Origin of the sequence: Mesorhizobium sp. RCC_202 (assembly GCF_041355295.1) — a bacterium.
Lineage (GTDB): Bacteria > Pseudomonadota > Alphaproteobacteria > Rhizobiales > Rhizobiaceae > Mesorhizobium.
Genome location: NZ_JBFUPO010000013.1, coordinates 122,329 through 144,285 on the forward strand (window position 1 = coordinate 122,329; position 21,957 = coordinate 144,285).

At 63.0% G+C, this 21,957-nt stretch carries 24 protein-coding genes and 1 tRNA gene; 9 read left to right on the forward strand and 16 right to left on the reverse strand.

All coding sequences use genetic code 11. The features are described from left to right. Positions 1-4 precede the first annotated feature (4 nt). The 5 genes from AB6802_RS25955 to AB6802_RS25975 all read right to left on the reverse strand — a co-directional run bounded on the left by AB6802_RS25955 (position 5) and on the right by AB6802_RS25975 (position 3,524). The gene (locus tag AB6802_RS25955) at positions 5-754 is read right to left on the reverse strand and encodes an electron transfer flavoprotein subunit beta/FixA family protein (RefSeq protein WP_371013051.1); all 750 of its coding nucleotides are present in this window, start codon (positions 752-754) and stop codon (positions 5-7) included. A gap of 206 nt (positions 755-960) precedes the next feature. Then, complete coding sequence (locus tag AB6802_RS25960) at positions 961-1,764, reverse strand: rhomboid family intramembrane serine protease (RefSeq protein WP_371013052.1); 804 nt, start codon at positions 1,762-1,764, stop codon at positions 961-963. A 21-nt stretch (positions 1,765-1,785) separates the two neighbouring features. After that, positions 1,786-2,367, reverse strand: a complete 582-nt coding sequence (locus AB6802_RS25965; RefSeq protein WP_371013053.1) for a cob(I)yrinic acid a,c-diamide adenosyltransferase — start codon at positions 2,365-2,367, stop codon at positions 1,786-1,788. A 75-nt stretch (positions 2,368-2,442) separates the two neighbouring features. Then, a complete protein-coding gene (locus AB6802_RS25970) occupies positions 2,443-2,634 on the reverse strand; it encodes a twin transmembrane helix small protein (protein WP_371013054.1) in 192 nt (63 codons plus the stop codon). A gap of 23 nt (positions 2,635-2,657) precedes the next feature. Beyond that, positions 2,658-3,524 carry an SDR family oxidoreductase gene (locus AB6802_RS25975; protein WP_371013055.1) on the reverse strand — a complete coding sequence of 289 codons (867 nt, stop codon included), beginning with the start codon at positions 3,522-3,524 and terminating at the stop codon, positions 2,658-2,660. 58 nt (positions 3,525-3,582) lie between these two features. Between AB6802_RS25975 and AB6802_RS25980 the strand changes: the two genes are divergently transcribed. Beyond that, positions 3,583-4,434, forward strand: a complete 852-nt coding sequence (locus AB6802_RS25980) for a YihY/virulence factor BrkB family protein (RefSeq protein ID WP_371013056.1) — start codon at positions 3,583-3,585, stop codon at positions 4,432-4,434. Between the two features lie 142 nt (positions 4,435-4,576). On the opposite strand, the gene AB6802_RS25985 is transcribed toward AB6802_RS25980, so the two are convergent. Next, positions 4,577-5,473, reverse strand: a complete 897-nt coding sequence (locus tag AB6802_RS25985) for a DMT family transporter (protein WP_371013057.1) — start codon at positions 5,471-5,473, stop codon at positions 4,577-4,579. Positions 5,474-5,628: 155 nt separating this feature from the next. On the opposite strand from AB6802_RS25985, the gene AB6802_RS25990 reads away from it, so the two are divergent. Then, positions 5,629-5,916 carry a hypothetical protein gene (locus AB6802_RS25990; RefSeq protein WP_371013058.1) on the forward strand — a complete coding sequence of 96 codons (288 nt, stop codon included), beginning with the start codon at positions 5,629-5,631 and terminating at the stop codon, positions 5,914-5,916. On the opposite strand, the gene gluQRS is transcribed toward AB6802_RS25990, so the two are convergent. Then, positions 5,917-6,792 carry a tRNA glutamyl-Q(34) synthetase GluQRS gene (gene gluQRS, locus AB6802_RS25995; protein ID WP_371013074.1) on the reverse strand — a complete coding sequence of 292 codons (876 nt, stop codon included), beginning with the start codon at positions 6,790-6,792 and terminating at the stop codon, positions 5,917-5,919. Positions 6,793-6,873: 81 nt separating this feature from the next. Here gluQRS and AB6802_RS26000 point away from each other — a divergent pair, with 81 nt between their 5' ends. Both AB6802_RS26000 and AB6802_RS26005 read left to right on the forward strand, forming a co-directional pair. Then, positions 6,874-7,533 (forward strand): DNA-3-methyladenine glycosylase, encoded by a 660-nt coding sequence (locus tag AB6802_RS26000; protein WP_371013059.1) that lies wholly within the window; start codon positions 6,874-6,876, stop codon positions 7,531-7,533. 109 nt (positions 7,534-7,642) lie between these two features. After that, on the forward strand, positions 7,643-8,200 hold the full coding sequence (locus tag AB6802_RS26005; RefSeq protein ID WP_140533775.1) for an HNH endonuclease: 558 nt from the start codon (positions 7,643-7,645) through the stop codon (positions 8,198-8,200). Between the two features lie 159 nt (positions 8,201-8,359). Here the strand turns inward: AB6802_RS26005 and AB6802_RS26010 are convergent, their stop codons facing one another. Together AB6802_RS26010 and AB6802_RS26015 are read right to left on the reverse strand one after the other, a co-directional pair. Beyond that, on the reverse strand, positions 8,360-8,878 hold the full coding sequence (locus tag AB6802_RS26010) for a disulfide bond formation protein B (RefSeq protein ID WP_371013060.1): 519 nt from the start codon (positions 8,876-8,878) through the stop codon (positions 8,360-8,362). Between the two features lie 24 nt (positions 8,879-8,902). Continuing rightward, positions 8,903-9,493 (reverse strand): YqaA family protein, encoded by a 591-nt coding sequence (locus AB6802_RS26015; protein ID WP_371013061.1) that lies wholly within the window; start codon positions 9,491-9,493, stop codon positions 8,903-8,905. Between the two features lie 454 nt (positions 9,494-9,947). On the opposite strand from AB6802_RS26015, the gene AB6802_RS26020 reads away from it, so the two are divergent. Next, positions 9,948-10,032, forward strand: a tRNA-Leu gene (locus AB6802_RS26020). 352 nt (positions 10,033-10,384) lie between these two features. Here the strand turns inward: AB6802_RS26020 and AB6802_RS26025 are convergent. Then, complete coding sequence (locus tag AB6802_RS26025) at positions 10,385-11,275, reverse strand: LysR family transcriptional regulator (protein WP_371013062.1); 891 nt, start codon at positions 11,273-11,275, stop codon at positions 10,385-10,387. Positions 11,276-11,379: 104 nt separating this feature from the next. On the opposite strand from AB6802_RS26025, the gene AB6802_RS26030 reads away from it, so the two are divergent. From AB6802_RS26030 to AB6802_RS26040, 3 genes are all read left to right on the forward strand, one after another. Further along, positions 11,380-12,174: an SDR family NAD(P)-dependent oxidoreductase gene (locus AB6802_RS26030; protein WP_371013063.1), complete on the forward strand. Its 795-nt coding sequence runs from the start codon at positions 11,380-11,382 to the stop codon at positions 12,172-12,174. Between the two features lie 138 nt (positions 12,175-12,312). Next, complete coding sequence (locus AB6802_RS26035; RefSeq protein ID WP_371013064.1) at positions 12,313-12,903, forward strand: NADPH-dependent F420 reductase; 591 nt, start codon at positions 12,313-12,315, stop codon at positions 12,901-12,903. A gap of 77 nt (positions 12,904-12,980) precedes the next feature. Beyond that, complete coding sequence (locus AB6802_RS26040) at positions 12,981-13,394, forward strand: nuclear transport factor 2 family protein (protein WP_371013065.1); 414 nt, start codon at positions 12,981-12,983, stop codon at positions 13,392-13,394. 41 nt (positions 13,395-13,435) lie between these two features. Here the strand turns inward: AB6802_RS26040 and AB6802_RS26045 are convergent, their stop codons facing one another. From AB6802_RS26045 to AB6802_RS26070, 6 genes are all read right to left on the reverse strand, one after another. Continuing rightward, positions 13,436-13,666: a LysR substrate-binding domain-containing protein gene (locus tag AB6802_RS26045; protein WP_371013066.1), complete on the reverse strand. Its 231-nt coding sequence runs from the start codon at positions 13,664-13,666 to the stop codon at positions 13,436-13,438. A 74-nt stretch (positions 13,667-13,740) separates the two neighbouring features. Beyond that, complete coding sequence (locus tag AB6802_RS26050) at positions 13,741-14,898, reverse strand: hypothetical protein (RefSeq protein WP_371013067.1); 1,158 nt, start codon at positions 14,896-14,898, stop codon at positions 13,741-13,743. Between the two features lie 68 nt (positions 14,899-14,966). Beyond that, a complete protein-coding gene (locus AB6802_RS26055) occupies positions 14,967-16,247 on the reverse strand; it encodes a GNAT family N-acetyltransferase (protein ID WP_371013068.1) in 1,281 nt (426 codons plus the stop codon). After that, positions 16,247-17,650 (reverse strand): lipopolysaccharide biosynthesis protein, encoded by a 1,404-nt coding sequence (locus tag AB6802_RS26060; RefSeq protein WP_371013069.1) that lies wholly within the window; start codon positions 17,648-17,650, stop codon positions 16,247-16,249. Before AB6802_RS26060 ends, AB6802_RS26055 begins: the two co-directional genes overlap by 1 nt. A 234-nt stretch (positions 17,651-17,884) precedes the next feature. After that, on the reverse strand, positions 17,885-18,337 hold the full coding sequence (locus tag AB6802_RS26065; protein WP_371013075.1) for a hypothetical protein: 453 nt from the start codon (positions 18,335-18,337) through the stop codon (positions 17,885-17,887). Positions 18,338-18,759: 422 nt separating this feature from the next. Continuing rightward, positions 18,760-19,032: a DUF4242 domain-containing protein gene (locus AB6802_RS26070; RefSeq protein ID WP_371013070.1), complete on the reverse strand. Its 273-nt coding sequence runs from the start codon at positions 19,030-19,032 to the stop codon at positions 18,760-18,762. A gap of 244 nt (positions 19,033-19,276) precedes the next feature. Between AB6802_RS26070 and AB6802_RS26075 the strand changes: the two genes are divergently transcribed. After that, a complete protein-coding gene (locus AB6802_RS26075; protein WP_371013071.1) occupies positions 19,277-21,862 on the forward strand; it encodes an AAA family ATPase in 2,586 nt (861 codons plus the stop codon). The last annotated feature ends 95 nt before the right edge of the window (positions 21,863-21,957 follow it).

Sequence of the window (21,957 nt, forward strand, 5' to 3'; positions counted from 1 at the left end):
GATCTCAGAGCACGCCGGCTTCGTTCTTCAGCTTGTCGACCAACTCGGCAACGCTCTTGACCTTGACGCCCGCCTTACGGCCGCTCGGCTCCTCGGTCTTGACCACCTTGAGGCGCGGCTTGACGTCGGCGCCGTAGTCGGCCGGGCTCTTCTCGTCGAGCGGCTTCTTCTTGGCCTTCATGATGTTGGGCAAGGACGCATAGCGCGGCTGGTTGAGGCGCAGGTCGGCGGTGACGATCGCCGGCATCTTCAACTCGACGGTCTGCAGGCCGCCGTCGACTTCGCGCGTCACCTTGGCCTTGTCGCCTTCGAGCACGATCTTGGAAGCGAATGTCCCTTGCGCCCAGCCAAGCAGCGCCGCCAGCATTTGGCCGGTCTGGTTCGAATCGTCGTCGATCGCCTGCTTGCCGAGGATGACCAGGCCGGGCTGCTCTGCATCGACCACGCCCTTCAGCACCTTGGCCACACCCAGCGGCTCGGTCTGCTCGTCGGTCTTGACCAGGATGGCGCGATCGGCGCCCATGGCAAGCGCGGTGCGCAGCGTTTCCTGCGCCTGCTGCGGGCCGATCGACACCACGATGATCTCTTCCGCCTTGCCGGCTTCCTTGATCCGGATCGCTTCCTCGACCGCGATCTCGTCAAACGGGTTCATCGCCATCTTGACGTTGGCAAGCTCGACACCCAGTCCGTCGGATTTCACCCGGACCTTGACGTTGGCGTCCACAACCCGCTTCACGGGCACAAGGATCTTCATTTCCTGTCACCTCTTCTGAGATAGATCGGGCGCGCTATAGCAGCACGCATATGCCTAGAGTTGTCGAAAGCCGACATTCCTGACTGAATTCCGGCCAATCGGAATTCTGGCCGGACGGAATTGTGGTCTTCAACAGCCTAATCGGGTGGGGCTTCCGTAGTGGCGGCAGTCCGGCGCGTCAATATCCCACGACGCACTCAATCGGTTCAGTCCCGAGGCGATGTTGCGCCACGGCCCCATTGCGGTGCCTGCTGGGATGCGTCGTCCACGGGCGGCTCGGTCGGAACCGGCGCCTGCTGGACAGTGGGCGTCGGATCCGGCTCGCCGTCGGCGCCGGCAAACAGCGGCACGCCGCGGCTGCGCAGGATCAGCACCAGGATGGACCCGGCGATGATGCCGCCGATATGGCAGGACCAGGAAATCTGGTTTTCGCCACCGGCGGCAAACATCACCACCTGGAACAGGATCCACAGGATCAGCGGGATGAAGGCCGGGATGCGCAACGGAATGCGGGCAAAGGCCAAAACCCAGACTTTGACGCGGGGATAAAGGATCAGATAGGCGGCGACGACACCGGCAATGGCGCCCGAGGCGCCGATCAGCGGCGTCTGCGAATCCCAGGCCATCAACCCCTGGAAGAAGGCGCCGGCGACGGCGCAAAGCAGGTAGAAGATCAGATAGCGGAGATGACCGAGCGCATCCTCGACATTGTCGCCGAACACCCACAGGAACAGCATGTTGCCGCCGAAATGGAAGATGTCGGCATGCAGGAACGAGTAGGTCAGATAGCTGAGGCTCTCGGGAATGACGACGAATTCGGGCGAGAGCTCGACCTTGTCATGGACCACCGAAGGGATGAAACCGAGGCCGAGCACCGCTGCGTTGGTGAAGTTCTCGCCGCCGATCGTGGTTGCCAGAAAGACCAGCGCATTGGCCACGATCAACCCGATCGTCACATATTGCAGGCGAATGTGGCGCAGCCTGTTGGTGTCGTAAAGCGGGATGAACATCGGACCCTCCCGCTTCGAAAATCAGCGGTTCTTGCCGGGCACCCATAGCACGTCGGCATTTCCATTGTCATTGACCGCGCGGGCGGCGACAAACAGAAAGTCCGAGACGCGGTTGATGTATTTCAACGCCTCGCGGTTGACATGCTCGGCCGGATCCTGCGCCAGCGCGACCATGAGACGCTCGGCGCGACGCGCCACGGTGCGGGCGAGATGGAGTGCCGCCGCCGCCGGCGTACCGCCGTTGAGGACGAAGGACTTCAGCGGCCGCAGGTCCTTGTTGATGAGGTCGATATCCTGTTCGACGCGGTGGGTCTGCGCGGCGACGATGCGCAAAGGCTCGTATTCGAGTGGCTCGCCGTCGTCCGGGACCGCAAGGTCGGCGCCGAGATCGAAGAGGTCGTTCTGGATGCGCGACAGCATGGCGTCGATCGCGGGGTGGCCGGCGCCGGTGTGAATGCGCGCCATGCCGATGCAGGCATTGGCCTCGTCGACGGTGCCATAGGCCTCGACGCGCCGGTCTGATTTCAGCCGCCGTTCGCCGGTGCCGAGACCCGTGGTGCCGTCGTCGCCGGTGCGGGTATAGATCTTGTTGAGCTTGACCACACCGTCCCCCTTAAGCGGTTTTTGACGCAATTCCAGGAAAACCTTGTCCCACTTTGCCGGGAACTGCCAGGCCCGTTATTTGCGGGTGAAATAGACGACGAGCAGAAGCAGCGCCAAGGCCACCGCCTGCAGCATCACGCGCGCCTGCATCAGCTTGTTCGAGGTGACGCCGTCGCCACCGCGCATCATGTTGATGAGGCCGCGGACCAGCACGATCAGGACCGCGGCCATGGCCACAACGGCGAGGATTTTGAGGACGGTGACCATCTGGCGGCTCCAGTTCGGTTCGCTCAGGCGCGCCTGGCAAGCACGCGATAAAGCAGGGACGCCGGCAGGATGCGTTTCAGCACCACGCCGATCTTAGCCGGCACCGTTACCACATAGTGCGGGCGCGGGCGCTGTGACAGAAGCGCGTGACGCAGTGCGGCATGCACGATCTCCGGTCCAGGCTTCAGCCGCGACACGCTGCCGCCGGCCCGCAGGCGCGCTAGCTGCGCCTCGTAGTCGGCGCGATGGGCGGAATTTTCGATGTCGATGTTCTTCAGCAGCCAAGGCAGGGCGTTGCTGGCGATCTTCGAGGTCACCGGTCCCGGCTCGATCAGCGACAAATGGATACCGCTGCCGTCGAGTTCCTGGCGCAGGCACAGCATCAGGCCCTCGATGGCGTGCTTGGACGCCGAATAAGCGCCGCGAAAGCGGACCGGCGCCAGTCCGAGGATCGAGGAACAGTGGACGAGGCGGCCGTGCCCCTGGCGGCGCATGACCGGCACGATGCGTCGGGTGAGATCGTGCCAGCCGAAGAAATTGGCCTCGAATTGTTCGCGCAATGCCTCGACAGGCAGGTCCTCGACAGCGCCGGGCTGCGCGTAGGCGCCGTTGTTGAACAGCGCATCGAGCGTGCCGCCGGTCTTGCCCAGCACCGCATCGACCAGGGTGGCGATCGATCCCGGCTCACGATAGTCGAGATAGAAGGCCTCGATGCCGTCCGCCGCGAGGGCGGCGATATCGTCCGGCTTACGGGCCGTGGCGAACACTCGCCAGCCTTCCGCCTTCAGCGCCCGCGCGCAATAAGCGCCGATCCCGGAGGAGGCACCGGTGACAATGATGGTGCGCAACTCTTTCGCTTCTGGAATCGTTGTCTGAGCCGGGGTTGCCATTTGCCGCAATCACTTCCCATATTCGCGGCGTCGACACAATCGAGCGGAGCGAGGGCCCTTGCTGCGAAATATCGTCGCCCTCAAACGCGTGCTCTACGACGCCGTGGGCCATTTCAACACCGATGACGGCTGGGCGATGGCCAGCCATCTGGCGATCACGTCGCTGATGGCGCTGTTTCCGTTCCTGATCTTTGCCACGACGCTCGGCAGCTTCCTTGGCGCGCGCGCCTTTGCCGACACGGCCGTGCATCTGGTCTTCGACACCTGGCCCGAGCAGATCGCCAAGCCGATCGCGCATGAGGTCCAGAACGTGCTGACGGTCAGGCGGACCGACCTTCTGACCTATGGCGTGCTGCTTGCCGCCTATTTCGCCTCGAACGGCATCGAGGCGCTGCGCACCTCGCTCAACCGCGCCTATCGGGTGACCGAGACGCGCGGCATCGTCTACCGCCGGATACAGAGCATCATCTTCGTGCTGATCGCCACGGCAGGTTTCCTGGCGATCAGCGTGCTTCTGGTCTTCGCGCCGCTGCTGGCGCGGCTGGCCGAAGCGCATATCGAAGGGATCCAGCCCTATATGGGCACCATCACGCTGTGGCGGTACATCATTGCCACAACCGTCATCGTCGGCGGGCTGTTTGCCGTGCATATCTGGCTGCCCGCCGGCAAACGCCGGTTCTTCTCGATTATACCGGGCATCATCTTCACGCTGGTGGCCTGGCTGATCGGCTCAACGGTCTTTGCCACCTATCTCGACCACTTCTCGTCCTATGTGACGACCTATGCCGGGCTTGCCTCGATCATGATCGCGGTGGTCTTCCTCTACATGTTGTCGGCAATTTTCATCCTGGGCGGCGAGCTCAACGCCTCGATCAGCCGCTATCTCGAAGCGCGCGCCAGGGTCGGATGAGGCTGAGGAATTGACGAACTGAAGAACTGAAGAACTGAAGAAAAAAGGCGGCCATATCTGGCATATTGTGCTTCTTCCTCAGTTCCTCAGTTCCTCAGTTCCTCAGTTCCTCAGTTCCTCAGTTCCTCAGTTCCTCAGTTCCTCAGTTCCTCAGTTCCCCAGTTCTTCCCTTGGCTGGCCGCGCCGTGGCCAGGCCGACACCAAGCGTGGCGATCGCCATGCCGGCGATCTGCAGCGTGTTGAGCTGTTCGCCGAACAAGGCCCAGGCGATGACGGCGGTGACAGCCGGCACCAGGTAGAATAGCGAAGCCACCTTCGACATTTCGCCGTCCCTGATCATCACCATCAACAGGAAGATGGCACCGATCGATAGCACCAGGACCAACCAGGCAAAAGCGAAGATGAGCTCGCCATTGATGGTGACGGCGCGTGTTTCGAAAGCCAAAGAGCCCAGGATCATCAGGGCCGAGCCACCGACATATTGCCACATGGTCGCCGAAACCAGGTCGCCGCCGGACGCGTAGCGCTTCTGCCAGATGGTGCCGGCGCTCATGCCGAGGACGGAAATCAACGACGCGATCAGCGTCGCCGGCGTGACGCCACCGCCCATCGTTCCAAGCTTCGGCCACAGCACGATGATGACGCCGATGAGCCCGACGGCAAGGCCGGCCCAGTGGCGCGGCAGGATCGCCTCACCGAGGAATTTGCCGGCAAGCACCGCCGTGATCAGGGGCTGCAGGCCGACGATCAATGCCGAAAGTCCGGCCGGCATGCCCCTGTGAATCGCCCAGAAGACGGCACCGAGATAGACGCCATGCATGAGCATGCCCGCGATCGTCGCGTGCAGCGCTTCCGCGCGGGTCGACCGGCGCGAACCGAGCAGGATCGTCAGGCCGGCCAGGATGATGGCCGCGAGCATGAAGCGGATAGCGAGGAAGGTGAAAGGCTCCGCCCAGGGCATGGCATAGCGCGCGCCGATGAAGCCGGTCGCCCACAGGACGACGAAAGAGGCGGGGATGAACCGCTTGATGCTTTGCATTTGTCGGAGCCTGGGTGGGTGAAAGGTTGATGACGGCAATTGCTCTAATGCCGTTCAATCCGGCAAGCAAAGCGAAACGGTTGATCCATAAGCTAAATTGAATTCAACGAACGGTGCCAACGGAGGCATGACGCGTCCCAGCGCCATGGTGGGGAATGTTTTTGCATCTCGATACGACCGAGCTTTCGTGCGCGCTCGCGATCATTGCCGCTTTCGGCTTTCTTTTCGGTGCCGTGCTCGACGCGATCCTGAGAGAGAGCGGTTTCGGCCCGACCGGCAACACCTTGCTTTTTATTGCCGGGTTTTTCATTGCGGTACTGGTCGCGAACAGGCATGGCATCGCCCTCAACGATTTGAGGCTCGCGACCGCCTGTGGCCTGGGCGGCGCCTTCGCGCTCACCGGCGCGGTGGCGCTCCTGAAGGCGGGTCTGGCGCGGCTATAGTCAAAATCCGACAAGCCGCTGGACATCCCGCGGCGACGCGCCGTCATCGCATAGCGCGGCGAGGCCGGTATCCTTGAAACTCTTCGAAAGCTTCCTGCCGTCCGGTCCCAGGATCAGGCGGTGGTGGAAGTAGCGCGGTGGCGCGAGGCCAAGCAGATCCTGCAACAGGCGTTGCACGCCGGTCGCCGAATAGAGGTCGAGGCCGCGCACGACATGGCTGACGCCCTGCAGCGCATCGTCGAGAACGACGGCAAGATGATAGCTGGTCGGGATGTCGCGGCGGGCGACGATGACATCGCCCCATTCGCGTGGGTTGGCCGCGACCGTTCGCGTCGCCGTCATGGTTTCGTCGGTGAATTCGGTCCATGACAGGTCCTTGGAGGTGCGCACCATTGCCCCTTCGACGTCGAGGCGCCAGGCGAACGGCATGCCCTCGGCAATCCGCCGCTTGCGTTCCTTCATCGGCAAGGCCTTGTCGAGCGACGGGTAGAGCGGCACGCCATCAGGGTCGCGCGGCCAGTCGCGGCCGCGTTTTTCGGTGTCGGCGATGAAGGCGCGGATTTCGCCGCGGCTCATGAAGGCGGGATAGACCAGTTCCTCGGCGATCAGACGGTCGAGCACGGCACGATATTCGGCGAAATGCTCGGACTGGCGGCGCACCGGCTGCTCCCACTCGAGCCCCAGCCATTCCAGGTCGCGAACGATGCCGGCTTCGAATTCCGGCGTGCAGCGGCTGATGTCGATATCCTCGATACGCAAGAGCAGCCGGCCAGCGGCTTGCGCCGCCAGGCGCCGATTGAGCAGGGCCGAATAGGCATGGCCGAGATGCAGCTCGCCATTCGGGCTCGGCGCGAAGCGGAATGTCAGGAGCGTCATGTCTGAAGCGGCATTCGGGTTGCCAGGCGATTGATATCTAGCCATCAATTGCCACTTTGCGACGATCCTGGGAACAGCAACGTGCAACGCATCACCTCGCTCGACGACATTGCGACCGGGCTCGACGCGCTCTGCCTCATCGATCCGCGACTGGAGACGGTACGAAGCATGGCCGGCGAGGTGCCGCTCAGGCTGTCGGAACCGGGGTTCAGGAGCCTTGCGTCCATTATGATTTCTCAGCAGGTGTCGCGCGCGAGCGCCGACGCCATTTTCGGGCGGCTGACGAAGCTGGTCGATCCGCTGACGCCGGAAGCGATCCTTGCCGCCGGCGAAGACATTTTCCGCGAGGCCGGGCTGTCGCGGCCGAAGCAGCGCGGGCTGCTTGCGGTGGCTGAAGCCGTGGCCGGCGGGCTCGACCTTTACCATCTCTGCTCGCTCGACGCCGAGGAGGCGATCGCGGCGATGATAGCCGTGCCGGGCATCGGCCCGTGGACGGCGGAAGTCTATCTTCTGTTTGCCGCCGGCCATCCCGACATCTTCCCCGCGCGCGACGTCGCGCTGCAGACAGCGGTCGGCCACGCGCTTGGCATCGACCCACGCCCGCCCGAGAAAATGCTGATTCGTCTCGCCGAATCATGGAACCCCTGGCGAGGGGTCGCGTCGCGGCTTTTTTGGGCTTACTACCGTGAATTGAAGGGCAGGGATGCCGCACCCCCTGCGGAAATCACAAAAAAACCCTGAAAATTATGCATTTTTGCGGGTTTCGGCGAGAGACAATCCGCTTCACATCCCTGTCATGTCGGGCTTACAGTATCCGCGCCGTTCAGTTCTGGATTAAGGAGGCCAAGACGTGACGGTTGCCGTATCTCCGGATGGGCTCCCCGCGCTGGTGCTGAATGCGGACTATCGTCCGCTCAGCTATTACCCTTTGTCGCTCTGGTCCTGGCAGGACGCCATCAAGGCTGTCTTCCTCGACCGGGTCAACATTGTCGCCGAATATGAGCACGCCGTCTCATCGCCGACCTTCTCGATGAAGTTGCCCAGCGTGGTCAGCCTCAAGGCCTATGTGAAGCCGTCGAGGCATCCTGCCTTCACGCGCTTCAACGTGTTTTTGCGCGATCGTTTCCAGTGCCAGTATTGCGGCACGCCGGAGGATCTGACCTTCGACCACGTCATCCCGCGCCATCGCGGCGGGGCGACGACCTGGGAGAATGTCGTTGCCGCGTGTTCGCCCTGCAATCTCAGGAAGGGCGGCATGATGCCGGCCCAAGCCAAGATGTGGCCGCTGCAGAAGCCATTCCAGCCGACGGTGCACGATCTGCACAACAATGGCCGCCTGTTCCCGCCTAACCATCTGCATGAAAGCTGGATGGATTATCTATACTGGGATGTGGAGCTGGAACCTTGAGTCGTTCGAGAATTCGCGAGGCTGGCCGCCTGGCGCGGCTTTCTGCGCTTCCGGTGCTCACGTACGTAAGTACGCTCCGCTCCGGTTCTCGAAACCCACGCCAGTCGACTCAGCCTGCCGAATTCTTTGAACGATCTCGCGCCGGCGCTATCGGGTAACTCAGTCCCGCGCGAGCGCGCTGCGGAAGGCGACGGCGGCGAGCACAAGGCTGGCGATGGCGTTCCAGCCGGCGAGCGACAGGCCGAGGATGCGAAGCGCCGCCTTGTCGCAGGACGGCGGCACGAATTTGTCGAGCGCGTCGAGCACGCCCTTGCCGCCGGTGTCGACCGGGCCGGCGCCTGCCGTGCAGTCGGTCGGGCCGGCCCACCACTGCCATTCGACGCCGGAGTGATAGACGCCGAGACAGAGGCCGTAGAGCATCAGCAAGCCACCGATCGCCAGCAGCCCACGCGTCACCCAGGCCGGCGCGCGCAGCATCGAGGCGATCACCGCCAGTACCATCAGCGGCACGCCGACGTAGTAGGGCGTGCGCTGCTCGAGGCAGAGATGGCAGGGGATGTAGCCGCCGATATACTGGAAGGCGAGCGCCGAGCCGACAGTCGCAGCCATGGCAACAGCGAGAAACAGCGCGGCGCGCGTCCGCTGGCGTCCGGTGTCGTCAGTCATGGTCGCTGTCATCTGGGCTGGTCCCGCTCGGGTTGGTTATCCGTGGGCGTATCTGACGAGGATATAGAGCAAAATAAGGGCAGCGGCGCCGGCGCCGACAATCAATCCCAAACGCTTTTCGATGAACTCCTTGATCTCTTCGCCATAGCGGCGAAGCAGCCAGGCAAGCAGCAGGAAACGGGCGCCGCGCGCCACGATCGCCAGCCCGATGAACAGCAGCAGATTGACGCCGATGACGCCCGAAAGAATCGTCACCACCTTGATCGGCGGCAGGTGCGCGGCGCCCGAGGTGATCAGCATCAGGATGATGAAGCCGACGCCGGACGAGGCGCGCATTGCCTCGAACTCGTCATACTTGCCGTAGAATTCGAGCACCGGCTTGGCCACGGCCTCATAGGCGTAGTGGCCGATGAACCAGCCGAAGATGCCGCCCAGCACCGAAGCGACCGTGGCGATCAGCGCATAGCGGTAGGCGCGCTCCGGCTTAGATAGCGCCATCGGCAGGAATAGCACGTCTGCCGGCACCAGGAAAACGGAGCTTTCGACGAAGGCGATGAAAGCCAGCCACCATTCGGCGGATTTTCGTGCCGCAAGCGACAGCGTCCAGTCGTAAAGTCCGCGAAGCATCGGCTCTCCTAATCCATGGCGCCTCGAACAGCGCAGCGGTTTTCGGCTGGCGGGACGTGCGAAACAAGGGCCCAAAGCGCCGCAGGCGTCCTTTGCGACCGGAGCGGCCTAACTTTGCTTCTCTAGAAAGATTTTCCGCACCGCACAATGGTTGCGCCTTCGCAAAGGCGAAAAGGCCAGCTTTGTGCGCAGTCGGGATCGCCAAATCGGCGACAGGCCAGTTGACGAAGGGCTGTCCAACCGTATAGTCCGCGCCCATCCAGGCCGCCCGGCCTGAACCCCCTATGGCGGAATTGGTAGACGCGCTCGACTGAAAAAGGGGTTTGTCTACCATAGTGAAAACGTCTTGGTTTCAAGGCGTTGATGAAATAGGAGGTTGGGGCTCCGAAACTGGAAATTTGCTCTAGGTGCAGCATAGGTGCAGAGAGCGAAGGATAGTATCGGCGGCAAATGTGCGGGTGTGGTGAAACTGGTAGACGCGCTGGATTCAAAATCCAGTTCCGAAAGGAGTGTCGGTTCGAGCCCGACCACCCGCACCACTTCTCAAATCATGGCGTTCCCGTGTCATGACGTTTGGATCCACTCGGCTCGCTTCGGTAACTTCAGACTGCGACCCTCGGAAGAATGCCCGCGTTCGAATCGCGGCGAGGCGGCAACATTCTTCAGATTCTAACTACGAATCTGAGGGGCCCAGTTGAACGGCCTGGCATTGAAAGAAGCATTGATCGGGTCGTAGTCGGGCAAGCCGAGCGCGCCGATGAACCCCGCAGCCAGGAAGAGGCCGTCGCGCTAGAGCGCTTCACCGTTTCACGGAAACGGCGAACCGCTCTATCTCTTTGTTTTATCGCAATTTCCAGGCGGAAAACCGCTCACACTTTTCCTGAAATTGCTCTAGGTTCGCCGCTGAATGGCCTCCACGAAGAAATCGGTCACTTGCCGAACGCGCGCCGGAACGAAACGGCGTTTCGGCCAGACGAGGCTTATATCTCTGACATCGCTCATAAACTCCCCGAGGATAGTAATGACATCGGGATGGCGGAGTTCATCAGCAAGGGAAACCTCGGCGAACAGGCCAATTCCAACACCGGCCAGAACCGCGGCACGGATCGTTTCGACGCTGTTGGACGACAGGTTTCCGCGAACGGGGACGCTGAATCGTCCGTCCGGACCCGTGAAGGGCCATTTCGCCAATTCCGTCAGGCCGCCGTATAAAAGGCAGTTGTGACCACTCAGCTCGGCGGGGGTCTTCGGTATGCCGTGTTTCTCGAAGTAGCGGCGGGATCCGACGCAGACGAGCGGAGTGCCCACCACCCGCCGGACAACCGCATCCGGGTCTTCGACCGGCCCCACCCGGATTGCCAGGTCGATCCGATCTTCCACCATGTCTCGCACGAAGTCCGAGAGGATGAGGTCCACCTGAAGACCGGGATGGCGGGACAACAAGTCGGGGATCAGAGGGAGGATATGCAGGCGGCCGAATGTAGAGGCTGCAGCGATCCGAATGAGACCGGAGACATTATGCGTGCTGCTCGTCAGTTCGCTGTCGGCATCGTCCATCTCGTCAATGAGCGGCTTTGTCCGGTCATAATATCTCTGCCCTTGATCCGTCAGGGTCACGCTGCGTGTGCTTCGGTTGAACAGCGCCACGCCAAGGCGTTTCTCGAGCGCTGCGATTGCCTTGCTGACGCTGGGCTGTGACTCGCCGGTTCGACGTGCGGCGGCGGAGAAGCCGCCCGATTCGACCACCGCGATGAAGGCGCTCAACTCGTGAAAGCGATCCATTTCATTCTCCAGAAGCATCAATCTTATGGAAAAAAGCGATATTATCAATGATTTTCACATGACCTAGGTGAGGCCATACGCCAACGCTTGAAAGGGAATGTGTCATGCATATCGATCTTACCGGCCGCAACGCGGTGGTCACCGGCTCCACCGCAGGCATCGGTCGGGCCATTGCGGAAGGGCTGGCGCGCGCGGGCGCCTCGGTCGTCATCAACGGCCGCCGCGAGGATAGGGTCGCGGCAACGCTTCGCGAGTTGCGCGCGCTTTTCCCGAAAGGTGAGTTCGCCGGTGTTGTCGCCGACCTTGCGACCCCGGAAGGCGCAGAAGACTTGTTCGCGCGGGCGCCGGATGCGGACATTCTCGTCAATAATGTGGGAACCGGGCGTGCGAAGCCGTTCTTCGAAATTGGCGACAGCGAGTGGACCGATCTCTTCGAGCTCAACGTCATGAGCGGCATTCGCGCCTCGCGTCACTATGTACCGAACATGATGAAGCGCGGCTGGGGTCGCGTCGTCTTCATCAGTAGCGAGTCCGCGCTCGCAATCCCCGTGGACTTGATCGACTACGCCATGACCAAGACTGCTCAGCTTGCCGTTGCAAGGGGCCTGGCCGAGACAGTTGCCGGTACCGGCGTCACCGTCAATTCGGTCCTCCCTGGTCCGACGAATTCGGAGATCATGGGCGGTTGGATGAAGGCGGCAGCGGAGGCGCAAGGCATTACGCAAGAGGAAGCCGAGCAGCAGTTTCTCAAAACGACGCGCCCGTCAACGCTCATCAAGCGCTTCGCAACGACTGAAGAGGTCGCAAACCTGGTCGTCTATGTCTGCTCGGAGCAGGCGTCGGCAACGACAGGCACGTCCCTGCGTGTCGACGGCGGTGTCGTTCGGACAATCGCATAAGCATCTCGGCACGCGTGAGCGGCTCGGCGAAGGACCAAAGCTAATTGGTTCCTTCGCCACGTAGATGCGCGCTTCAAGTCAGATGTGCCTTGCGCCCGCACTGGTATTTCCAATTCAAGCAGCGATCCGGAGGATATCATGAGCTATGCGATTGTAGGATTTGGCGCCATCGGCCAGGCGCTCGCCCGGGCATTCGCCCGTAAGAACATTCCAGTCACCGTTGCGGCCCGGCGGGGGCCCGAGGCGATCGCGCCGCAAGCCAAGGCGATTGGGCCGACGGTGACTGCGAGTTCACTTGAGGACGCGCTCAAGGCTCAGACCGTCATCCTGGCGATCCCTTTTTCGGAAATTGCCGGACTTGCTTCCATGACGAACTGGGACGGGAGAACGGTCGTCGACCCGACAAACGCGATCGACTTTCCCGATTTCACCCCGGCTGACCTGGGCGGAAAATTCTCCTCAAGCATCGTTCAGGAGACCCTAAGTGGAGCGCGGGTGGTCAAGGCCTTCAACACAATACCCGCATCAATTCTGGCGCAGAGCCCCGAAGAAGATGGCGGGCGCCGTGTGGTGTTCCTGTCTGGAGATGATCCTGGAGCCCGCAAGGCAGTCTCCGCCCTGATAGACGATTTGGGCTTCGCACCAATGGACCTCGGATCGCTTCACGACGGCGCGTCCCAGCAGTGCTTCCACCCCCTCTGGGCGAAGAATCTGATCCTGAAAGGTTAGTCCCAACACCTCGACCGCCAGTTTTCCTCGACCCCCGGCGGACCGTACCGGTTCGCAGATAATGGAAAGGCATCAAAATGACTGCGAACAACCCAAAGCGCGCTGCTATCGAGGCAACCATCCTTGCATATTTCCAGGCGCTGAACGATGCCGATATCGACGCTATACTTGACCTTTATTCCAAAGATCCGGTGATGTTGCCTTTTCTCCAACCCGCCGTCATAGGGACCGACGCCGTTCGAGAAAACTACGAAGGCACTTTCCAACTCATCCGCTTCGAGGTGCAGACCACAATCCAGGAACTTGTGGAGATGTCGCCGGAATGGGCCTACGTTCGCACGGATACCAGCGGGATCTTCACACCCAGGAGGACTGGCGAGGGCACCCCGGCTATTTTCCATGAACTCTTTCTTCTGTGCAAGACCGGCGATGAACACTGGCAAATCGCGCGGTACAGCTTTTCCCCAGCCAGCGCCCTCCCACCCGTTTAGCGGATGCGCGGCTCCAGCGACTTAGCTCCGATCCGCTGGCATTATTTCCGGAGAGCTTTGCAGCGCCCAGATTTCCACAGACGGACCGGCATGAGTTCCCCGCAAACGAGTCTGCCCGCCTCGATATCGCCTGCGACAAGAAGCTTCGGAAGCAACGCCGCGCCCGCGCTCGCCAGAACGGCATCGCGCACCATCAGCAGGGAAGAGACGCGCAGGATCGGCCGGGGCTTGAAAAGGACTTCGTCCTCAAAGTGGTTTGTCTGCCAATCCACAGGAAAACACGACGAGTTGAAAACGGCACATCCTTCGCTCGTCGAGCTTCGGATGACAGGCCATTTAAATGACGCTACCGCATATTCCCCGTATGGCCTTGCGAATACCGCCCGGGCTGCGGCCAGACGGTCAGTCCGTGCGGCTCTGCGCCGACCCTGATCCTGGTCACGGCGCCCGATGTCGTGTCGATCATGTAGACCTCGGCGTCAAAGCGGCCGGAGAGCCATAGCTGCCTGCCGTCGGCGCTGACATTGCCCATGTCGGGGCTGCCGCCGCCGGGGATAGGCCATTGTGCGATGACGGAGCGGGTGGCGAAGTCGATCACCGTCACGCTGCCCGGCCCTTTGGCCTTGCCTTGCTCCATTTTGTGCGAGCCGCGGTTCGAGACATAAAGCCGCTTGCCGTCGCGGCTGACGACGAAGCCGTGCGTGCCGATGCCGGTCGGGACGAAGCCGATCTCCTTGAAACTGTCGCCGTCGACAAGGAAGACACCATCATTCATCATGTCGGCGATGTAAAAGACCTTGCCGTCGGGCGACAGGCGGATGTCCTGCGGCATGCCCATCTTCGAGAAGTCGAGATGGCCGAGCACCTTCTGGTTCTTGAGGTCGATCTTGGCCAGGCCGCCATCGCCATATTCGCAGGTGAAGATCGCGTAGGCGCCGTCGGCAGAGAAATCGGCATGGTTGATCCCGGGGCAAGTGGGTGTCGGCAGGCTCGATTTCAGCGCCATGGTGTGGGGATCGCGGAAATCGAGCCGCTCCAGGGCTTCGTCGACGACGATGGCCGCGCTGCCATCCGGCATGAAATACAAGTTGTAGGGATCGTCCACGGCGATTTGCGGGCCGGGCTTGCCGGTCATCGGATCGATCGGCGTCAGGCTGCCGTTCCTGCCGGTGCCATTGTTGGCGACCCAGAGCGTCTTCAGGTCCCACGACGGCACGACGTGCTGTGGTTTGCTGCCGACCGAGAACCTGTCGACTTCCTTCAGCGTTGTGGTGTCGATCACCGAAACGCTGTTCGAGGACCGGTTGGGCACATAGACACGCGGCAGCGCGCCCAGCGTGGCCGGGCCGAGATGGCCGGCGCCGGTATGCCTGTAGATGTTGATGGGCGGCGTGGGCTCGCTGCAATCCTCGGGACAGGTGTCGGCGCTGGCTCGAGCGGGCAGGAGCGCAATCAGCAGGAGAGCCGCACAGGGCCAGGCGTGGCGCAAAAAGGTTCTGATCATCTGATTGCTTGTCGTGAAAGCCGGCCGAAATTGCCGTCGCGACCCATAGCTTGCGTTTTGCCGTTGATCTAGCGCCTTTTCAGCAGGCTCTTCATGCGGTTGCGCAGGATGCGCGCCATGTTGCGGGTCTCGCGATAGAGGTGCAATTGCGAGGCTGCCTGGCGGGCCAGGCGATCGGCGTCCGGGGTCAGCCCGACCACCAGCGTGCCCACCGGCTTGCGCTCGGTCCAAAGCCGGCTCATCACCGGATGATCCGGCACCGCGCAGGAATCCGTCAGGACGATGTTGGGGTCGTCGAGGTGTTGCTTGGTCACCTCGATCATCAACAGAGTGCCTGGCGAATAGGCGGCCAGCGTCTCGTCATAGGCTGTCTTCCAGGTATAGGCGACGCCGGCCTCGACGAAGACGACCAGGCAGGCGATGGTGCGCCCGTCCAGCGTCAGCGAATGGATGCGGCACATGTCCTGCTCGGCCAGCCTGTGGACGGCCTCGCGGGCAAAGGCGGCGCGATAGCGGTCGATCGCCATGGCGGTGCGCTCACGGCCCTTCCAGCCAGCCGCCTCCAGCGTCAGGAAGCTTTCGATTGCGTGGCGGATCTCGTCCGGCCCGCGCGCCACGACATGCTCGAGTTTGCCCTGGTCGCCAAGGCGACGCTTCAGCCGGCGGAACTCGCGGTAATGATGCGCGCGCAAGGAAACCTTGAGATAGTCCTCGCCATCGGCGTCGCTTTGCAGCACCGGGCGTTCCGCCTTGCCGGTGATGACCAAGCTCAGGCCACGGCTGTCGGCAAAGGACGTGAGCAGGCTGGCCACCGGGCCGTCGAGCCGGATATCGGCCAGCACGAAGACCTTGGGCAGCTTGAGGTGCGGCCGCGAGAGCATCGAGAAGAAATCCTCGATGACGCCGATCGGATCGTCGCGGTCGACGAGCGGTGTGCCGAGCGGACCGAACGGGCTCGACCAGGTGCGCATCACCGGAACGCCGAGCGGCATTGCCGGCCGCTCGACCGAGAACGGCACCAGAAGCCGCAGACGGTTGCGGAATTCGTCGCCGTCGCGGATTACCGCCAGCCGCACCTCGCGATCCTCCAGCCGGGGCATGGCAGGCGCCAGGAAGCGCGGGTTGAAGAAGACGTTGGGCTCGATGGTGCGGGCGCACAGGTAATCGAGCTCTTCGACGAGGTCGAAGCCGGCCGAGGCCGGATAGATGGCAAGCTTCCGCTCCGGCCTGTTGTTGGCGAGGATCTCGATATGGGCGGGATCGGCCTCGCGCGCCAGGCCGGCAAGGTTGGAAACCATGGCGCCGGCAGGGCCGCCGCTCGTCTCTTCAAGCAACGGGATGGCTGCCATCAGGCGATTTCCTTGTTTGCAGGCACGAAGATCACCATCACGATGCCGAGCTTGCGCCAGACGGTGAAGGACAGCGCGCTGGCCTCGAACACCATGGCCAGGCTGGTGGCGATCGCCGCGCCCCAAAGGCCGAAATGTGGGATCAAAAACACATTGAGGCCGATGTTGAAGGCAAGCGTCATGGCATAGACGGCGGCGCAGATATTCTGGTTGCCGCTCATCGTCAGCAGGCTTTCGCATGGGCCGACAGCGGCGCGCGCCACGACGCCGAGCACGAGCAGGAACAGCAGCGGATAGCCGGCGGTGAATTCGGGACCGAACAGCACCAGCATCGGTTCGCCGAGCACCAGCACGACGAGCGCCATCAGCAGCGAGGGCCAGAAGGTCCAGGATACCGTTTCGCGGGCGAAGGCGGCAAGCCTCGACGGTTCGCCATGGGTGAACTGCGCGTAACGCTGGGCGACACCGGCCTTGACCGCGAAATAAACGAAATGCACCAGCGCCAGCGTCTTCACCGTCGCGAAATAGACGGCGACATCATTGGGGTCCATATAGGCCCCGACCATCAGCACATCGGCATTGGTGAGCAGGAAGAAAAAGCTCTCGACCAGGAAGATCGGCAGCGAGACCAGGAACCATTGCGGGAAATGCACCGTCATCGGCCCGGCTGGGATTTTCTTTTCCATGCGCGAGGTGACGGCCATCAACTGGCCAAGCGTGGTGACATAGGTGGCGGCGATCGAGGCGAAGATCGCGGTCTTGGCGTCGGGCACGTAGTGCATGGCAAGCATCAGCGCCATGAATGCCAGGATCAGCACCGGCCGCACCAGATAGGTGGGCGAGAGCGCCAGCAGCGCCCAGGAATTCGCGCGCGCCAGGCCCTGCAGGAGATCGCCAAGCGCAATCATCGGCAGGCAGATGACGCCGAGGATGAAGGGGATGACGTAGTAGTTCTCGATCCAGTCCGAGGCGAGCCAGACGCCAAGCGCGCCGAAGCCCGCGATCAGCGTCGAGGCAACGAGCACAAACAGGCGGCTTGCCAGCACGATGCCGCGCAGCTCGGCCAGCATGCCGCGCTCGCGGTATTCAGGAATGAAGCGGATGACCGAGGTGTGGAAGCCGAGGCAGGCAAGGTTGCCGACGATGACCATCGTCACCCAGACCAGCACCGAGATGCCGTATTCGAACGAGCCCATCCAGCGCGCCATCAGCACCTGGCTGACAAAGGCGATGAAGGCGCTGATGATGCGGATCGAAAAGGCGATCAGCGACATGCGCCCGGCTTCGCCGCGCTCGTCGGCGGTGAAGAGCACGGCATCGATGCGGCCAAGCAGCGGCTCGATGCGCAGCGCCCAGCGCTGCGGCAGGAACCGCCCGGCAGTCGTTGCCGCGGAAAAGCGCACCCACAACTCTCCGTTTTCCGCCTCTTTCCAGCGTTTCGGTGTATCCGAAACACCTTAAGAAAGGGTGGGTGGGTAGGGTGCACGGGAGCCAAAGGCAAGGCGCGAAAGGCGAGCGAACGCCAGGGATTGCCCGAAGGCAAGGGGAGCCGCCAGCGTTTCGCTCGCCTCCCCCCGCCAAGGGGAGGGCAGGACGCCAGCCATAAGCCCGGTGTCCGATGTTCCGTGGAAATGGTCCTACATCCCCTTCATCGCATCACAGGACACGTTCGGGTTCATGTCGGCGAAGGCGCCGGTCGGGTTCCGTTTCCAGGCCCAGACATGCAGTTCGTAGAACGGGCCGAGGCCGTAGCGGTTGGGCGCGGTGTTGAAATTGAACAGCTGCCCTTCGAGCGAGGCCGGACCCTTCGAGGTGATGTATTCGACCGCGATCAGCTTCAGCGTGCCGTCGGCCATCGGCTCGTACATCACCGCCTCCGGCTTGGCGACGTCGACGGCGTCGTCCTTCAGATAGGCGGCGTTGACATAGTGGATGCCCATGGCGCCGCCCGTCAGGCCGCTGGCGCATGGGATCGGCGCATAGCCTTCCGCCTTCGCCGCCGCGACGTCCTCGAAGCGGCTGTCGAGCGCACGCACCTTTTCGGCGAGTGGATTGACGGTCTTAGCCGTCGCGGCGCCGGCCATCACCATAAGGGTCGGGGCGGAAATGCCGACGAGACACCATTTGTAAATGTTCATTTTTCTGTCCAATTCCGTTGCGGCGCAAAAAAGCGGCCGGCCGATCGGGCCGGGACGCGGGGCGCCTGTTGTCAATGAATGAAGCACCGATCCGGCCTGTGGATCACCGGTCGTGCCACCAATATTCCCAGTATTCGCGTGGCATCTCGCGCTCGCCCAGCCCGATGTCGCGTCTCAGATAGGGGTCCGGCGGCGGCCGAAGGCGGCGCCGGTTTCGCAGTGGTGAAAGCAGCGCCGACAAAGCCCGCCGCACGAGGCCGCGCCGTGGCGCGAGACGATCCGCGACGGCGGATAGTCTCGCGCTGTCCGGCAGGACATCAGATCCGCCATCGACAGGGATGAACCGGTCATCGCTGTGCCGTTCGCCCGCCGGATCAGCGGTAAAAGTAGGGATCGAGAACGCGCACCTCCGTAATCTTGTCCACCGGCAGCGAATTCTTCTGCGCGGTACTGCGGATCGCCTCGGGCGAGGGGGCGTCATAGATGCAGAAAGTCTTGCCCTTGTCCGGCGTCACGAAGGACTGCACCCAGGTCACGCCTTTCTCGGCATTGCGCATGATGACGCCGCCCAGCGCGTCGGCGCCGGCGTCGTTCATCGGGATGTTGAGGCCGTCGGGAAATGTCCGTTCAATCAGATAGCGAGGCATTGGATTTCCTTTCACGAGCGAAACGCGCCCGGTTTCGAGCGCTGGCGGACAAGACCATGTTGCCAAAGGAGACGCATCGGAGCCTTTCCCCATATATGGCGGGACGATTCCCTATGTTGGCGACGTTTGAATGTGGAGAGCGACACTGCAATGTGTGGAAAGTCACATTATAGGGGCTTTCTTCCGGCCTATCGTGTCGACACCCCGCCGTGGTAAAATCCCAATCCTTGAGAGAGACCGACGAATGTTTCTGGAACGGCAGGCGCAGCTGCGGCAGCTGGAGGATTTGCTGGCTCAAGCCGGGCGCGGCCACGGCCGCGTGGCGGCCCTTTTGGGCGAGGCCGGCGCCGGCAAGACAGCGCTTGTCGAGGCTTTCGCCGGCAGTGTCGGCGGGAATGTCGCCATATTCCGCAGCGCCTGCGAGGATCTCTCGATCCCCGATCCGCTAGGGCCGCTCTACGATCTCGCGCGCGAGGCACAGTGGGAACTGCCGCGGGCGGTCGACGAGAAGCAAGTGCAACGGCTGCCCTTGTTTTGCGACGCGCTCGACGTCTTCGCGGCGAAAGGCCCGAGCCTGCTGATCATCGAGGACCTGCACTGGGCGGATGACGCGACGCTCGATTTTGTCCGCTTCCTCGGCCGGCGGATTGCAAACGTCCACATATTGCTTGTGGTCACGGCCCGCACCGACCGCAGCGAGGGACAGATGCGCGTGCGCCGGGCGCTCGGTGAGATACCAGCCGGCAGCGTCCAGCGCGTCGAGGTGCCGCTGCTCAGCGAAACGGCGGTCAAGTCGCTGGCCGGGGCGGCCGAGCGCGATGGCGGCGCCATCTACCGCGCGACGGCCGGCAATGCTTTCTTCGTCACCGAATTGCTGGCAGCCGAAAGCGATACCGCCTTGCCGGCGAGCGTGCGCGATGCCGTCCTGGCGCGGGCCGAACGCCTGTCGCCGGGCGCCCGCTCGATGCTCGACGCGGTCTCGGTGTTCCCGCGCCGCGCCGATGCCTGGGCGCTGAGCGGCCTATGCGGGATCGCGGCGGCCGGCCAGCTCGCCGAATGCGTCTCGCATGGTCTGCTCGAGGATCTCGGCGACGGCTACGCCTTCCGTCACGAGATCGCCCGCAGCGCCATCGAGATGGCGCTGACGCCGAGCCTGCGGCGCGAATACAACCAGCGCGCGCTTGCCGCGCTGCAGGAAAAACAGGACGTCGCCACGGCAAAGCTGGTGCATCACGCGGTCGAGGCGCAGGACCTGGCGGCGGTGCGCGAACTGGCGCCGCTCGCCGCGCGCGAGGCATCCCGCCTCGGCGCGCACCGCGACGCGGCCGGTTACTACGAGGTCGCCCTGCGCTATTGCGACGGGATGCCGATGGAGAGCCGCGCGGAGCTTCATGAAGGCCACGCCTTCGAATGCCACCTGATCGGCCGCATCGATGCGGCAATCGAAGCCCAGAGCCAGGCGCGCCGGCTGCGACAGGCGCTCGGGGACCGGCTGAAAGAGGGCGACAGCCTCCGATGCCTGTCGCGCTTCTCCTATCTTCTGGGCGACCGCGAGGCGGCCGACCGGTTCGGGGTGCAGGCCGTCGCGCTTCTGGAAACGGCGCCCGACAGCGCCGAGCTGGCGATGGCCTATTCGAACCTCTCGCAACTGGCGATGCTGGCCGAAAGGTTGGACGAAACGGTGTCTTTCGGGGGTAAGGCGGTCGAGCTGGCGGAGCGGTTGAACAGGCGCGACATCCTGTGCCATGCGCTGAACAATCTCGGCGCCGCCGGGCAATGGCTGGACCTTGCCAAGGGCCAGCGCGACCTCGCCCGCAGCCTCGACATCGCGCTGGAGGACAACTTCCAGGAGCACGCGGCGCGCGCCTTCACCAATAGCGCCTGCCTCGAGATGAATCGGCTGGCCCTTGGCGAAGCGCAGTCATTCCTCGAGCGAGGCATCGCCTATTGCGTCGAGAACGATCTGGCGACCTGGCGCGATTACATGCGCGGCGTGCAGGCGCAGCTCTTGTTACGGCGCGGCCTGTGGGACGACGCGGCGACAATCGCGCATGAGGTCATCGACGACGAGGCAGCGACGGCGCTGGTGCGCTATCCGGCGCTGGCGGCGCTGGCGCGGCTGCGCATCAGGCGCGGCGACCCTTCGGCGGAACAAGTGCTCGACGAGATGAAGCGGTTCCTGGACAAGGGCATGGAGGTGCAGCGGCTGGTGTCCTATGCGGCGGTGATGGCGGAACGTGCATGGTTGGAGCAGGGCGAGAGAGACGAGGCGCTACGCCTGATCGATCTCGCCGAGACCCTGTCGCCGACCAGGGCCGTGTTCGGCGAGCTGGCGATATGGCGGCAGATGCTCTTGCCGGGCAGCGATCCCGGGGACACTGCCGGCATGGCGGAGCCACACCGGTTGCAGCTCGCCGGCGACTGGCGCGGCGCCGCCGCACTCTGGGCGGACATGGGCGCGAGCTTCGAGCAGGCGCTCGCCTTGCTGCAGGGCGATGAAGCGGCGCAGCGCAAGGCGCTCGGCATTCTGGAAGGACTTGGCGCAAGACCGATGGCGCAGCATGCGCGCGGCCTTATGCGGCAGAGCGGATTGATCCACATTGCGCGCGGACCAAGGCAGGCGACGCGCTCAAATCAGGCGGGCCTCACGCAACGCCAGATGGAAGTCCTGCAACTTCTGGAGCGGGGCTTTTCCAACAAAAAGATCGCCGCGCATCTGACCATCTCGCCCAAGACGGTCGATCATCATGTTTCGGCGGTGCTGGAGAAGCTGGAAGTCATCTCGCGCGGCGAGGCGGCGGCGGCCGCGCGCGCGTCGGGGCTGTTGTGAGGTGGGCGATCTAACTACAGCAATTCCAGGAAAAGTGTGAGCGGTTTTCCGTCCGGAATTGCGTCAAAACAAAGAGTTAGAGCGCTTCGCCGTTT

Excerpts from the sequence above, each read along its gene's own strand:
- AB6802_RS25955 (WP_371013051.1), bottom strand. The coding sequence starts at position 754 with ATGAAGATCCTTGTGCCCGTGAAGCGGGTTGTGGACGCCAACGTCAAG.
- AB6802_RS25960 (WP_371013052.1), bottom strand. The coding sequence starts at position 1,764 with ATGTTCATCCCGCTTTACGACACCAACAGGCTGCGCCACATTCGCCTG.
- AB6802_RS25970 (WP_371013054.1), bottom strand. The coding sequence starts at position 2,634 with ATGGTCACCGTCCTCAAAATCCTCGCCGTTGTGGCCATGGCCGCGGTC.
- AB6802_RS25975 (WP_371013055.1), bottom strand. The coding sequence starts at position 3,524 with ATGGCAACCCCGGCTCAGACAACGATTCCAGAAGCGAAAGAGTTGCGC.
- AB6802_RS25985 (WP_371013057.1), bottom strand. The coding sequence starts at position 5,473 with ATGCAAAGCATCAAGCGGTTCATCCCCGCCTCTTTCGTCGTCCTGTGG.
- AB6802_RS25990 (WP_371013058.1), top strand. The coding sequence starts at position 5,629 with ATGTTTTTGCATCTCGATACGACCGAGCTTTCGTGCGCGCTCGCGATC.
- gluQRS (WP_371013074.1), bottom strand. The coding sequence starts at position 6,792 with ATGACGCTCCTGACATTCCGCTTCGCGCCGAGCCCGAATGGCGAGCTG.
- AB6802_RS26010 (WP_371013060.1), bottom strand. The coding sequence starts at position 8,878 with ATGACAGCGACCATGACTGACGACACCGGACGCCAGCGGACGCGCGCC.
- AB6802_RS26015 (WP_371013061.1), bottom strand. The coding sequence starts at position 9,493 with ATGCTTCGCGGACTTTACGACTGGACGCTGTCGCTTGCGGCACGAAAA.
- AB6802_RS26025 (WP_371013062.1), bottom strand. The coding sequence starts at position 11,275 with ATGGATCGCTTTCACGAGTTGAGCGCCTTCATCGCGGTGGTCGAATCG.
- AB6802_RS26030 (WP_371013063.1), top strand. The coding sequence starts at position 11,380 with ATGCATATCGATCTTACCGGCCGCAACGCGGTGGTCACCGGCTCCACC.
- AB6802_RS26035 (WP_371013064.1), top strand. The coding sequence starts at position 12,313 with ATGAGCTATGCGATTGTAGGATTTGGCGCCATCGGCCAGGCGCTCGCC.
- AB6802_RS26040 (WP_371013065.1), top strand. The coding sequence starts at position 12,981 with ATGACTGCGAACAACCCAAAGCGCGCTGCTATCGAGGCAACCATCCTT.
- AB6802_RS26050 (WP_371013067.1), bottom strand. The coding sequence starts at position 14,898 with ATGATCAGAACCTTTTTGCGCCACGCCTGGCCCTGTGCGGCTCTCCTG.
- AB6802_RS26055 (WP_371013068.1), bottom strand. The coding sequence starts at position 16,247 with ATGGCAGCCATCCCGTTGCTTGAAGAGACGAGCGGCGGCCCTGCCGGC.
- AB6802_RS26065 (WP_371013075.1), bottom strand. The coding sequence starts at position 18,337 with ATGGTGATGGCCGGCGCCGCGACGGCTAAGACCGTCAATCCACTCGCC.
- AB6802_RS26070 (WP_371013070.1), bottom strand. The coding sequence starts at position 19,032 with ATGCCTCGCTATCTGATTGAACGGACATTTCCCGACGGCCTCAACATC.
- AB6802_RS26075 (WP_371013071.1), top strand. The coding sequence starts at position 19,277 with ATGTTTCTGGAACGGCAGGCGCAGCTGCGGCAGCTGGAGGATTTGCTG.